Source organism: Amycolatopsis coloradensis (assembly GCF_001953865.1).
Classification (GTDB): domain Bacteria; phylum Actinomycetota; class Actinomycetes; order Mycobacteriales; family Pseudonocardiaceae; genus Amycolatopsis; species Amycolatopsis coloradensis.
The window spans coordinates 68956-81470 of the sequence record NZ_MQUQ01000008.1; the positions used below are offsets into that span (position 1 = coordinate 68956).

11 protein-coding genes and 1 pseudogene are annotated in these 12515 nt (G+C 67.7%); 2 read left to right on the plus strand and 10 right to left on the minus strand.

What is annotated here, in order from left to right; translation table 11 throughout:
* Position 1: 1 nt before the first annotated feature.
* From BS329_RS16280 to BS329_RS16290, 3 genes and pseudogenes are all read right to left on the minus strand, one after another.
* Positions 2 to 3854: pseudogene (locus BS329_RS16280) on the minus strand (HAMP domain-containing protein).
* An 11-nt stretch (positions 3855 to 3865) separates the two neighbouring features.
* The gene (locus BS329_RS16285; protein ID WP_076161609.1) at positions 3866 to 4933 is read right to left on the minus strand and encodes a PAS domain-containing sensor histidine kinase; all 1068 of its coding nucleotides are present in this window, start codon (positions 4931 to 4933) and stop codon (positions 3866 to 3868) included.
* Between the two features lie 32 nt (positions 4934 to 4965).
* Positions 4966 to 5634, minus strand: coding sequence for a response regulator (locus BS329_RS16290; protein ID WP_076161611.1), 669 nt, complete (start codon positions 5632 to 5634; stop codon positions 4966 to 4968).
* A 295-nt stretch (positions 5635 to 5929) separates the two neighbouring features.
* Here BS329_RS16290 and BS329_RS16295 point away from each other — a divergent pair, with 295 nt between their 5' ends.
* Positions 5930 to 6217: a hypothetical protein gene (locus BS329_RS16295; RefSeq protein WP_076161613.1), complete on the plus strand. Its 288-nt coding sequence runs from the start codon at positions 5930 to 5932 to the stop codon at positions 6215 to 6217.
* A 100-nt stretch (positions 6218 to 6317) separates the two neighbouring features.
* Here BS329_RS16295 and pspAB read toward each other — a convergent pair whose 3' ends face one another.
* From pspAB to BS329_RS16330, 7 genes are all read right to left on the minus strand, one after another.
* Positions 6318 to 6887 carry a PspA-associated protein PspAB gene (gene pspAB, locus BS329_RS16300; RefSeq protein WP_244197179.1) on the minus strand — a complete coding sequence of 190 codons (570 nt, stop codon included), beginning with the start codon at positions 6885 to 6887 and terminating at the stop codon, positions 6318 to 6320.
* A gap of 125 nt (positions 6888 to 7012) precedes the next feature.
* Positions 7013 to 7732: a GAF and ANTAR domain-containing protein gene (locus BS329_RS16305; RefSeq protein WP_244197180.1), complete on the minus strand. Its 720-nt coding sequence runs from the start codon at positions 7730 to 7732 to the stop codon at positions 7013 to 7015.
* A 117-nt stretch (positions 7733 to 7849) separates the two neighbouring features.
* Positions 7850 to 8707: a spermidine synthase gene (locus BS329_RS16310; RefSeq protein ID WP_076161617.1), complete on the minus strand. Its 858-nt coding sequence runs from the start codon at positions 8705 to 8707 to the stop codon at positions 7850 to 7852.
* Positions 8707 to 9078 (minus strand): adenosylmethionine decarboxylase, encoded by a 372-nt coding sequence (gene speD, locus BS329_RS16315; protein WP_076161619.1) that lies wholly within the window; start codon positions 9076 to 9078, stop codon positions 8707 to 8709. The genes BS329_RS16310 and speD overlap by 1 nt, the downstream gene beginning before the upstream one ends.
* Positions 9068 to 10216, minus strand: coding sequence for a type III PLP-dependent enzyme (locus BS329_RS16320; RefSeq protein ID WP_076161621.1), 1149 nt, complete (start codon positions 10214 to 10216; stop codon positions 9068 to 9070). Before BS329_RS16320 ends, speD begins: the two co-directional genes overlap by 11 nt.
* Before the next feature lie 44 nt (positions 10217 to 10260).
* Positions 10261 to 10449 (minus strand): hypothetical protein, encoded by a 189-nt coding sequence (locus tag BS329_RS16325; RefSeq protein ID WP_076161623.1) that lies wholly within the window; start codon positions 10447 to 10449, stop codon positions 10261 to 10263.
* 139 nt (positions 10450 to 10588) lie between these two features.
* On the minus strand, positions 10589 to 11773 hold the full coding sequence (locus tag BS329_RS16330; protein WP_076161625.1) for an MFS transporter: 1185 nt from the start codon (positions 11771 to 11773) through the stop codon (positions 10589 to 10591).
* A 93-nt stretch (positions 11774 to 11866) separates the two neighbouring features.
* Here BS329_RS16330 and BS329_RS16335 point away from each other — a divergent pair, with 93 nt between their 5' ends.
* Positions 11867 to 12370: an Lrp/AsnC family transcriptional regulator gene (locus BS329_RS16335; RefSeq protein WP_076161627.1), complete on the plus strand. Its 504-nt coding sequence runs from the start codon at positions 11867 to 11869 to the stop codon at positions 12368 to 12370.
* The last annotated feature ends 145 nt before the right edge of the window (positions 12371 to 12515 follow it).

The window sequence follows — 12515 nt, forward strand, 5'->3', positions numbered from 1 at the left end:
GTCAGCCCGCGAGCCAGCGTTCCATGCAGGCCAGCAGTTCCGCCGCGTCCACGGGCTTGGTGACGTAGTCGCTCGCCCCGGCGGCGAGACTCTTCTCGCGGTCCCCTTCCATCGCCTTCGCGGTCACCGTGATGATCGGCAGGCCGGCGAACTTCGGCATCTCGCGGATCGCCGCCGTCGTCGCGTGGCCGTCCATCTCCGGCATCATCACGTCCATCAGGATCAGGTCGATGCCGTCGTCGGAGAGCAGTTCCTCGATACCCTTGCGGCCGTTGGGCGCGTGCACGACCGACAGCCCGTGCAGTTCGAGCATCCCGGAGATCGCGAACACGTTGCGGGCGTCGTCGTCGACCAGGAGAACCTTGCGCCCTTCCAAACGCCGTGGTGCGGCGGGCGGATCGGCGACCTTCGCCGTCTCTTCCGGGAGCACCGGAGGCCCTTCAGGTTGATGCATCAACGGCAAGATTCCTTCGAGTTCACTGGCCGAGATGTGCAGCATGATGCGTTCCCGCAGCATGTCCAGCGATGGCAGCAGTTCGACGGGATGCACCCGCGCGTGCCCTTGCAGCAACCGGTCCTGCGCGGCGCTGAGCTTGCGGCTCGCGTGCGCGAGCACCGGGACCTCGACGGGGTCCGGGCCTTCGACGAGGCGTTTGAGGAACGACAACGCGCTCGTTCCGGGGATGCTGGTGTCGAGCACGACGCAGCGGTAGCTGTCGCGCTTCAATTCCTCGAACGCCTCAGCCGGGCTGGCCACCGCCCGCACCTGGACCGAACCGTGGCTGTCCGCGACATCGGCCGCGACCCCGCGGGCGAGCAGGGTCAGCAGGCTGTTCTGCTCGCTCTCCACGACCAGGACCCGCCGCTCCGCCCCGGCGCTGTCCACAGTGGACTCGTCAGGGCTCGTGAGCGCGGTGAACCGGGCCACCGGCAGGTAGAGGGTGAACGTGCTGCCCGTCCCGAGCACGCTGTCCGCCCGGATCTCGCCGCCGAGCAGGTAGGCAACCTCGCGGCTGATCGACAGGCCGAGCCCGGTGCCGCCGTACTTGCGGCTGGTGGTTCCGTCGGCCTGCTGGAACGCGCCGAAGATCGAATCGAGGTTCTCCTCGGCGATCCCGATCCCGGTGTCGATCACACTGAACGCCACCAGGGACTCATGCCCGATCGAGGACGGCGAAACGATGGTGTCGACCAGTTTCACCCGTAGCTCGACACTGCCGTCTTCGGTGAACTTGACCGCGTTCGACAGCAGGTTCCGCAGCACCTGCCGCAGCCGCTGCTCGTCGGTGAACAGCAGTTCCGGCACGTTGGGCTCCACCGTGACCTGGAAGTCGAGTCCCTTCTCCGCGGTCAGCGGGCGGAACGTCGTGCCGACGTAGTCCAGCAGCTGGCGCAGCGAGAACGGCTCGTGATGGATGTCCATCTTGCCCGCCTCGACCTTCGACAGGTCGAGGATGTCGTTGATCAGCTGGAGCAGGTCGGTGCCCGCGGACTGGATCACCTTGGCGAACTCGACCTGTTTGGGTGTCAGGTTCTGGGTCGAGTTCTGCGACAGCACCCCGGCGAGGATCAGCAGGCTGGTCAGCGGGGTCCGGAGTTCGTGCGACATGTTGGCCAGGAACTCGGACTTGTACTTCGACGCCAGCGCCAGCTGCTGCGCGCGTTCCTCGATCTCCTGGCGGGCTTGCTCGATTTCGAAGTTCTTCACCTCGATGTCGCGGTTCTGCTGCGCGAGCAGTTCGGCCTTCTCCTCCAGTTCGGCGTTGGACACCTGGAGTTTCGCTTGCTGCGCTTGAAGTTCTTCAGAACGTGCCTGCAGTTCTTCGGCCAGCCGCTGGGATTCCTCCAGCAGGGAGTCGGTCCGCGCGTTGGCGATGATCGTGTTGACGTTGACGCCGATGGTCTCCATCAGCTGTTCGAGGAAATCCTTGCGGACGGCGGTGAATTCGCCGAACGACGCCAGCTCGATGACGCCGAGCACCTGGTCCTCGAAGACGATCGGCAGCACGATCAGGGTGACCGGCGGTGCGGAGCCGAGACTCGACGAGATCTTCACGAAACCCGGCGGTGTCCGGTCGACCACGATCGGTTTCTTGGTGTGCGCGGCCTGCCCGATCAACGACTGCCCCATCGCGAACTCCGAGGGCGCGTCCGGGTCCTCACTGTGCCCGTAGCTGGTGATCAGCCGCAGCCGTGTGCCGTTCTCTCCGGACTCGGTGAGGAAGAACGTCCCGTGCTGCGCGCCGACCAGCGGGGTCAGCTCGTTCATGATGAGCGTGGCCACCACCCGCAGGTCCCGGTGGCCCTGCATCAGGCCCGAGATCCGCGCCAGGTTGGTGTTGAGCCAGTCCTGCTCCTCGTTCGCCCGCGTCGTCTCGCGCAGCGACTGGACCATCGCGTTGATGTTGTCCTTCAGCTCCGCGACCTCGCCCTGCGCCTCGACGGAGATCGACCGGGTGAGGTCGCCGGTGGCCACCGCGCTGGTGACCTCGGCGATCGCCCGGACCTGCCGGGTCAGGTTCCCGGCCAGTTCGTTGACGTTCTCCGTCAGCCGTTTCCANNCCCACCTCACGCGCCACCCGCGTGACCTCGTCCGCGAACGCCGATAGCGTGTCGACCATCGTGTTGATCGTCTGCGCGAGCGCGGCGACCTCGCCCTTCGCCTCGACGGTGATCTTCTGGGACAGATCCCCACGGGCGACCGCGGTCGCCACCTGGGCGATGGAACGGACCTGGTCGGTGAGGTTGTCGGCCATGACGTTCACCGACTCCGTCAGGCCCTTCCACGTCCCCGACACACCCTTGACGTCCGCCTGACCACCCAACCGACCCTCGGTCCCCACCTCACGCGCCACCCGCGTGACCTCGTCGGCGAACGACGACAACTGGCCGACCATCGTGTTGATGGTGTCTTTGAGTTCCAGGATCTCGCCCCGCGCGTCGACGCGGATCTTCTGCGACAGGTCGCCCTTCGCCACCGCGGTGGTGACTTCGGCGATGGAGCGCACCTGGTCGGTGAGGTTGTCGGCCATGACGTTCACCGACTCCGTCAGACCCTTCCACGTCCCCGACACACCCTTGACGTCCGCCTGACCACCCAACCGACCCTCGGTCCCCACCTCACGCGCCACCCGCGTGACCTCATCGGCGAACGACGACAACTGATCCACCATCGTGTTGATCGTGTTCTTCAACTCGAGAATCTCGCCCCGCGCGTCCACCGTGATCTTCTGCGACAAGTCACCTTTCGCCACCGCGGTGGTGACTTCGGCGATGGAGCGCACCTGATCGGTGAGATTTCCGGCCATGAAGTTCACCGACGTCGTCAGATCCCGCCAAGTCCCCGCCACCCCGGGTACTTCCGCTTGCCCGCCCAGTCGTCCTTCGCTGCCCACCTCGCGCGCCACCCGCGTGACCTCGTCCGCGAACGACGACAACTGGTCCACCATCGTGTTGATCGTGTTCTTCAGCTCCAGCATCTCGCCTTTGACGTCGACGGTGATCTTCTGCGACAGATCACCCTTCGCCACCGCGGTCGCGACCTCGGCGATGTCGCGGACCTGGCCGGTGAGGTTGCCCGCCATCGCGTTCACCGAATCGGTGAGGTCCTTCCAGGTCCCCGAAACCGAGGGCACCGCCGCCTGGCCGCCGAGTTTGCCGTCGGTCCCCACCTCACGCGCGACCCGGGTGACCTCGGAGGTGAACAGCGCCAGCTGGTCGACCATGCCGTTGAAGACGACCGCCATCTCGTCCATCAGGACGTCGTCCACTTGGGGCAGGCGCGTGCTGAAATCACCGTCACGAACGGCTTTCAGCCCCTCCAGCAGGCGCTGGAGGTTACCCGGTTCAGGCATCGAAGCACCTCCTACCTCCACGACGTCCCGGGAGCGGCGAGCGGAATCCAAAAGGCCACCGTCGTGCCTTCACCCGGCCTGCCGGACACCCGGAACCATCCCTGAGCGGCTTCCGCGCGCTCACGCATCGATGCCATTCCGATGTGCTCGCCCGGCGACGCCTCGCCGCGCGCCTTCATCCCGTCGCCGTTGTCGACGACCTTCGCCAGCAGCCCGCCGTCCTTGCCCGTCAGGGAGACCACCACGGCGGTGGCGTTCGCGTGCTTCCGCACGTTCACCAGCGCCTCCTGGAGGATCCGGAAGGCGGTGACGACGAGCTCGGGTGGCGGCTCGGCGGTGAAATCGTGCCGCAGCGTGCACTCCAGCCCCCAGCCACCGACGACTTCGTCGAGGTAGTCGCGCACGGACGCGATCAGATCTTCGTCGTTCAGCGCGGGCGGGCGTAATTGAGCGACCAGGATCCGCAGCCGCCGGATCGCCCCTTGGATCGCTTCGTCGAGTTGCATCAAGGCGGAATCACGCCGCTGGGCGACGAGCATCTGCAAACGCATACTCACCGCGATCATGGACTGAATGGAATCGTCGTGAACATCCCACGCGATACGGCGGCGTTCGGTTTCCTGTGCCCGGACCAGATGCGCGAACGCCTGCCGTCGCCCGGTCCTTTCCTCTTGCGTTTTCCGGCGTTCGGTGAGGTCACGGGTGACCTTGCCGAAACCGACGAGCCCGCCCTGATCGTCCCGCAAGGCGGTGAGCACGGTGTTGGCCCAGAACCGTTCGCCGCCACGCCGGACCCGCCAGCCCTCGTCCTCGTGGCTCCCGACCTCCGCGGCGGTCAGCAGTTCCGCGGTGGGTTTCCCGTCGGCGACGTCGTGCTCGGGGTAGAAAACGGAGAAGTGACGGCCGAGGATCTCCTCCTCGGAATACCCTTTGATCCGTTCCGCCCCCGGATTCCAGCTGATCACCCTGCCGTCGACGTCCAGCATGTAAATGGCGTAGTCGACGACGCTGTGCATGAACAACTCGAAGAGCACAGCACTGCGATGATCGGGCGCCTGTTCCGATGGCAGCTTGGCCATAGTGCAGCTTGGCACTCGGATACGTCCCGCCGCTACGGCCGTTCGAGGAGGCCGTTCTTGCGCGCGTGCGCCACGGCTTCGAGTTTGGAATGGGTCCCGGTCTTCACCAGTATCCGCTGCACGTGATTCCGGACGGTGTTCCGCGCGAGCCGCAACTCGTCGGCGATCCGGTCCGTTCCCGCGCCCTCGGCGATCAGGCCGAGCACCTGCCGCTCCCGCAGGGTCAGCATCGGCCCGAGCGGACCGCCGCTCCCGGCCAGCATGGCCAGCGCGCCGCTGAGCAGTTCCGGATCGATGATCACGTCGCCCGCCGCGACGGTGCGGATCGCCGTGACCAACTCGTCGAGGAGACCCGATTTCAGCAGCAGCCCCGCACCCCCGACTTCGAGTATCCTGGCGGCGATGGCGCTGTTCGCGTCGCCGGTCAGCACGAGCACACGGATCGACGGTGAGATGGCGCGGAACCTCGCGATCGCCTCGATCCCGTCACCATCCGGCAGCCGCCGGTCGAGCAGGACGATGTCGGGCAGATGCTGTCGCGCCGCGATCATCCCGTGCTTGAGGGATTCCACCGACGCCACCAGCTGGATCTCCGGGAATTCCTCGAAGGCCGCGCCGAGTGCCTCGGCCACCATCTTGTGGTCTTCGACGAGCAGCACTCGGATCGGGGGCACGGGCTGCGGGGACGTCGGGTTCGGCATGCACCTTCTCCGTCGATCGTGGTCTCGCCGGGACCCATTGTCCGGCAGAATCCCGGAAGTCAATCCTGCCCACGGACGCATTCACCCTCGTGCCGGTCGGCGGGCATTGTCCCACCGTCTTCGGCCATTCCGTCGCTTCGACGCCAATCCGTGACACGGAGTACCCGTTCGGCGACTTAGTGGGGTCTTTGTGCCCTCGATGGCACTACCTTCGGCGGTGACCGGGCGGCTCGCGATAGCTCATCGTCGAAGGTGACAAACCGCCGGACCGTCGCAGGGAAAGGGTGACCGGGACGTGACCACGAGGATCTGCGAGACCCGCCGCCGTCCCGGCACGCACGCCGTCGCCTTCCGGACACTGGTCTCCGCCGAACTCGAGAGGTTGCCGCGAGTCGTGGCGAAACCCGAGACGCACGCATCTCTTCTCGATGATGTCCTGACCGCCGTCCGGCGTCTCGACGGCGCGGTCCCGGCCACGACCGGCGCCGCGCGGCCCCGGCGCCGGTACCACTTCCCGCGATGGAACCCGCGAGACCGGCGCGTCCAGCGGCTGCGCGGCTGGCTCAGCGGCGCGCCCGGCTGACGTCGCGTGTTCAGACGGCGATCACGGTGTTCGCCGTCCAAGCACGGGTGATCGCCGCTCAAGCACACGTGATCGCCGTCTGGACACGCATGATCGCCTGTCACACCGGGCGCCACCGGCCGATGTCGGCCTCCATCGGCACGATCCGCGTCAGCGACGAGCGGATCCTCAGTTCCGTCGCCCGGTCCCGGCCGCGGGTCCCGCGCGGGGCATAGGGATAGAAGGTGCCGCGCTCCCGCCGGTAGACCATGGTCAGCCTCGGATGACGCATGTCCCGCGACTCGGCGAAGTCGACCGTCGTGTGCAGCAACCAGGACGCGAAGCCCGCCTGCCCCAGCCTGTCGTTGACGTCGACAAGATCATCGAGCAGCCAGCCCAGATTCCCGTTCTCCCGCCAGCAGCGCACGATCGTCCGCCCGTGCGCGTCATGGGTGACCACGTTGCGACGGACGGAGTCCCCGGCGATACCGGCGATGATCTCCGCCTCCGTCCCCGCACCCGGACGGCCGGCGGCCACGAAACAGACCGTCCCCGCTCCGGTCGGCGCGAGCCCGTAACCGGACCGCAGCGTCAAAGCCGCCGACCTCAACTCCAGCAACGGAAGCAGGCTCGGCCGTACCGAGCGGTTCCTCCCCAACAGGCTTCCCAGCAGCGCCATGACCTCACGCATCCCTTCTTCTGCGTGAAGCCTTTCCGACTACGCTCCTCCGCTCTAGGGCCGCAGGGTCGCGCGTTCACCGGGACAAGTCCCCGGTTCAGGTGACCAACGGCCCTAACAGCGACTGCCCGCCCTTGTCACCGAATACGCGGCCGAAGGAGTTTCTCGCTGTCCAGCGAGCCGTCGACGACGTCGTGCGCGACGTCCGACAGCTTCCGGTTCGAGCTGCGCGCGAAGGCTCGCAGGCGTTGAAAGGCCGTGCTGACGCCGACTCCGGCCCGCTCGGCGAGTACACCCTTCGCCTGTTCGATGATGATCCGGCTGTCGAGCGCGGTCTGCAACTGCCCCGAAAGCGTCCGGTAATGGCGTAATTCCCGATTCTGGAGGAGGCAATGAGCCGCGACGTCGGCCAGCGACTGCCCCAGCCTTCGGTCCTCGGCACGCAAGACAACGGGTTCGGCACTCAGGAACGCGATCGCACCAAGGGTTTCCTTCATCGCGCGCATCGGAAGCGCGGAAACCGCGACATAACCCAGTCCGGCCATCCTGGCGGCGTAGCCGGGCCAGCGGGACGCCTCGGCGGGAAGGTCGTCGACGACGACCTCTCTCCCGGTTTCGAACGACTCGAGCGCGGGGCCTTCCTCGGCCGCCGTGGGATGTCGTTCGAGGGCCGATCCCGGCAGGAAGACCTCCAGGGAATCGATCGGCAACAGCCGTACGCATTCGCTGGACAGCGTGTCCACGACCCGATCCGGCCCGAGGTCCTCCGTGACACTCGCGATCAAACTCGCGAATGCCGCGCAGACCGCGGATTCCCTGTTCAGCCCGGTCGTTATCCCCGCGCGCCAGATATTCACCCATGCGATTCTGGCCCGTCCCCGCGACACGCGGCAACGTCCAGATGGCGGATCTCCGAGGCGATACCTGTTCCGACGAATGATGATCTCGGCGAGATAACGATATCGAGGTTCCTGTTATCGCCGCAAGGAAATCGGCGGCACGGTGTTCGCCCGCAGCGCGTCCTCGTCCATAGTGGACTCCCCGAATCCCGCCTTGCCGATCTTCTCCGCGACGAAGGCACCCGGATCGTCGAGCACGTCGACCCGGCCGCTCAGGAAAGCCCATTCGTGCTCGTCCGAACCGTAGTAGAGAGCGGTTCCGAACGATTCGGTGAACCGGCGCCACGACGAGATCAGGGTCTGGTTACGCCACATCGTCGGGCAGCCACCCTGACAGCCGACCACTCCCCCCTCGGTGAGCAGTGCCGCGCACCGGGCCAGGAAATCGTTGCCGTACAACCGGTTGTGCTGCGCCTCCGGATCGTCGTTCTCGTCCGGCAGGTCGATCACGACCACGTCGTAGGAATCCCCGCGCTCCCGCGCTTCGGCGAGGAACTGCCAGCCGTCGCGATAGTGGACGCGGACCTTCCCTTCCCCGCGCTCGGCACGGGCCAGATCGTCGAGCGTGTAGCCGTAGGGAAGGTGCTCGGCGCAGGCACGCACCGCCTCGGCGTCGATGTCGACGTGGTCGACCACCTCGGCCCCCGCGGTGACCGCGAGTTCGGACGCGACCCCTTCACTGGAGCCGATGATCAGCACCCGCTCGACGCGTTCGGCGAGCAGCAGCGAGGGGATCATCAGCGCCTCGTGGTAGACGAGCTGGCTCAGCTCGGTGCTCTGCCGTTCGTCGTCGCAGAACAGGGAAATCCCCTGCGCCGTCCGTCCGATGAGCACGTTCTGGAACGCGGTGCGGCCCTCGAACAGGACCTCCTCGACGTCCCAGTTCCGGGTGAGCCCCGCGCCCATCGGCTCGACGATCACTCGTCGCGTCATCAGCCTTCTCCTCGTTCCACAGTGGACATCCGGACGGCGCCGGCGCCCAGCATCTTCGCCAGCAGTTCGACCGCGCGCTCCGGATCCGCCCGGTCCCCGCAGGTGAACACGTCCACGAACACCGAGCCGATCTCCGGATAGGTGTGCACGGACGCGTGCGATTCGGCCAGCAGCGCGAGCACGGTGACCCCTTGCGGGGCGAAGGAATGTGAAACGACCTCGCAGACCGTCGCCCCCGCCTCGGTCACCGCGTTCGCGAGGGTCTTCTTCAGGAATTCGGCGTCGTCGAGCAGCGACGGCTCGATTCCCTCGAACTCCGCGAGTACGTGACGGCCGGCGAACCGGCCGACGAGTGGTTCTTCAGCCGTCATCGGCGAACCTCCCCACACAATAGGTACGCAACGGTTCGATTCCGTTGAAAGCGATGGATGAATAGCTGGCGGTGTAGGCGCCGGTGCCCGGGATGTCCAGCCGGTCGCCCGCTTGCAGCGACATCGGCAACGCGCACGGCGTCCGCTGGTAGAGCACGTCGTCACCATCGCAGGTCGGCCCCGCGAGGACCACCGGTCCTTCCGGACCCTTGACGCCGACGGGCTCCAGTCGATACGCGACAGCCTCGTTCTCGCACTCCGCCATTCCGTTGTACCTGCCGACGTCGAGGTAGACCCAGCGGCGTTCGTCGGCGGCGGCACGGGTGGTCACCAGGACGACTTCGGCCCGGATGAGCCCGGCGTCGGCGACGATCACCCGGCCCGGTTCGAGCATCAGCTCCGGACCCGGCCCGGGCAGGTGCCGTTCGAGAGCGGCGTGGATCACCGCCGCGTAGTCCGCCAAGGAGGGCACGGCTTCCCGGTGCTCGGTGGCGAACCCGCCGCCGATGTTGAGCCGCGCCAAGCCGACACCGGCTTCGGCGGCGACCTTGGCCGCGGTCGCGATCCCGATCTCCCAGGCCGCCGGGTCCGGTTGCTGCGAACCGACGTGGAACGCGATTCCCGGCCGCAGCCCGGCATCCGCGGCCTGGCGGAGCAAGGTGGCGGCCACCGCCTGCTCACAGCCGAACTTGTGGCCGAACGGGGTGACCGAGTCCGGGCCGCCGGTCAGCAACCGGACGGAGACCAGCGAACCGGGCGCGTGCTCGGCCAGATTCGCCAGATCCCCGGCGGAGTCCGTGGTGAATTCACGAACTCCGCGCGCGTACGCGAACGCGATGTCCGCCGGCTTCTTGATCGTGTTGCCGTAGGCCAGTTCCGCCGCTCGCGCGCCACGCGACAGGCACAGCTCGATCTCGCCCGTGCTCGCGACGTCGAAGCCCGCCCCCGCCGACAGCACCGCGTCGAGCACCCCGGGAGTGGGATTGGCCTTGACCGCGTACCGGATCAGCGCGTCCGGGAACGCCGCCGAGACCGCGGCCGCACGCTCCGCGACCAGGTCGGTGTCCACGACCAGGCACGGTGTCGGCGGCTCGCGATCCGCCAGGAAGGCGCGGATCCGGTTCAGGCTTTCGGTCACGCGCCCCAGGGTGTCAAAGGCCGATCACCGGCGCGGAACCCGGGTCACGCCCGGGCGTCGTCCGAGGTCTGCTCAGGCAGCTCCACCCCGTGTTCGGCGGCCAGTCGCTCCAGGTTCGCCAGATCGGCGCCGACGGCCGAGGCGCGGTCCTCGTCCGAGTCCCGCCTGGCGTTCCGGACGTCTTCCCTCGCTTGCCGTACCCGGTCCCGCAGATTCACCGCGAACTCGCTCATCGTGCACCCCCGATCTCCCGCACCTTGTCTGCTTTCACCCTAGGACCCTCCGATTCGGTGACCGACGTGATCTGTGTCATCACGGGCTCGTCCGTGGTCGAAGTGAAGCATTATGACGGCATCGCCAGGATTTCGCAGATCAGTGGAGCCCGGCTTTTTCACCGGGGACCGCCACGCCGGTCCGGCGGCCGATCACGGCGAGCGGGACGAGGGCGCACAGGCCGCCCGCGACGGCGACCAGAACGTATCCACCCAGGCCGAACAGCTGCCCGGCGAGCAGGCTCGCCGCCGCGGAGGTCCCCCATACGAAGGCGTCGACAGTGCCCTGTGCCCGCGCTCGTTGCTCCGCCGGGAGATCGCGGCTGAGCATGCTGCTGCCGCCGACGAACACCAGATTCCAGCCGTAGCCCAGCAGGAACATCGCGACCGGGATTCCCACCTGATGCGAATCGGGCGCGCCGATCGCGGTGACGGCCGCGACGGTGAGCGTGCCGATCCCGCCGAAGATCGCCGCGCGGCCGCCCCAGCGGTCGGCGATCCAGCCGGACAACGGTGCCAGCGCGAACATCCCGATCAGATGCGCGCTCAGCACCCAGCCGACGACGTCGAGCCCCTGACCGTGCTGGTGCAGCTGGACCGGGGTCATCGTCATCACCGCGACCATGGCCAGCTGCGCCCCGACCATCGCCACGAGCGGCCCCAGGATCAGCGGGTTCCGCACGGACATCCGTTCCCGCCTCGGCACCCGCTCCGCCGGGGCGGCGAGGCCGCGGGGAAGGGCGGCGACGGCGACCACGGCGATGGCCACGGCGATCGCCCCCGCCGCGATCGGACCGGACAGCGCGGGCAGCTCGGCGGCTTCCGCCCGCGCCGCGGCAGGCGCGATGAGGGCAGGGCCCGCGATCGCGCCCACGGTGCCCGCCCAGACCATTGTGGACAGTGCGAATCCCTTGCGGTGCTCAGGTGCCAGGTCGGCCGCCGTGTACCGCGAGAGCTGTGCCCCACTGTTGCCGAAGCCGATCAAGGGCATCCCGGCGACCAGCGCGAGCACGGACCCGCCCAGCACGCCCGCGAACGAGATCAGCGCGCCCGCCACCGCGGCGCCGTACATCAGCACCAGCACGAGCCGCCTGCCGAGCCGTGCGGCCAGCACCCCCGACGACAGCGAGCCGGCGGCTGAGCCGAGCACCAGCACGGCGTTCGGCAGTCCGCTCCACGCGGCACCGGCGTGCTCGACCACGATCAGCGCCGCCGTGGTGGACAGGCCGACGACAGCGGTACTGACGCCGGCGACGCCCGTGAAGAGCGCGATCATCGGTTTCATGAATCAAACCTAGGGATTTCGGAGGCCTCTGCGAATAGCCTTGCGAAGGCGTCGCGGGGGTGCGAGGCGCATCATGAAAGGAATCCGGGCGCGATGACCTTACGATCGGAAAGGCCGCTGGACGACCTCGACTGGCGGCTCGTCGAGACGCTCCAGGGTGACGGGCGGCTCTCGTTCAAGGAGCTGGGCCGCCGCGTCAACCTCTCCGCGCCGGCGGTCGCCGAACGGGTCCGGCGGCTGGAGGAGGCGGGCGTGATCACCGGGTACCGCGCACAGGTCGACGCGCGCCGCGCCGGGTACGACCTTCAGGCATTCGTCGAGATGCGGTGCTCGCTGGGCAGCTGCCTGCTGCGCACCAGCAAGTCGGAGGACTACCCCGAGGTCGTCGAACTGCACCGGCTCAGCGGCGACCGCTGCACGATGCTGAAGGTGCGGGCCGTGTCGCTCGAACATCTCGAGGGCCTCTTCGAACGGCTCGGCAAACACGGCGAGATCAGGTCTTCGGTGGTGCTGTCGACCCAGTTCGAAGGCAGGCCTGTCGGCCCGCCGGTCGAGGACTACCTGAAGGCGACCAAGAGCGAGGGCTGGAGCATGTGAAGGCGGGTCAGGAATCGAGAAGCGCCGGCGGGCGCGGCTCACCTAGCGTGATCACCGCACGTTCGAAGAGGACGAACGGCTCGAAACTGGTTAGATCGAGCCCGGAGAGGCTGACGGACCGTACACGCGGCCCACATCAGGATGG

Excerpts from the sequence above, each read along its gene's own strand:
- BS329_RS16285 (WP_076161609.1), bottom strand. The coding sequence starts at position 4,933 with ATGGCCAAGCTGCCATCGGAACAGGCGCCCGATCATCGCAGTGCTGTG.
- BS329_RS16290 (WP_076161611.1), bottom strand. The coding sequence starts at position 5,634 with ATGCCGAACCCGACGTCCCCGCAGCCCGTGCCCCCGATCCGAGTGCTG.
- pspAB (WP_244197179.1), bottom strand. The coding sequence starts at position 6,887 with ATGCGTGAGGTCATGGCGCTGCTGGGAAGCCTGTTGGGGAGGAACCGC.
- BS329_RS16310 (WP_076161617.1), bottom strand. The coding sequence starts at position 8,707 with ATGACGCGACGAGTGATCGTCGAGCCGATGGGCGCGGGGCTCACCCGG.
- speD (WP_076161619.1), bottom strand. The coding sequence starts at position 9,078 with ATGACGGCTGAAGAACCACTCGTCGGCCGGTTCGCCGGCCGTCACGTA.
- BS329_RS16325 (WP_076161623.1), bottom strand. The coding sequence starts at position 10,449 with ATGAGCGAGTTCGCGGTGAATCTGCGGGACCGGGTACGGCAAGCGAGG.
- BS329_RS16330 (WP_076161625.1), bottom strand. The coding sequence starts at position 11,773 with ATGAAACCGATGATCGCGCTCTTCACGGGCGTCGCCGGCGTCAGTACC.
- BS329_RS16335 (WP_076161627.1), top strand. The coding sequence starts at position 11,867 with ATGACCTTACGATCGGAAAGGCCGCTGGACGACCTCGACTGGCGGCTC.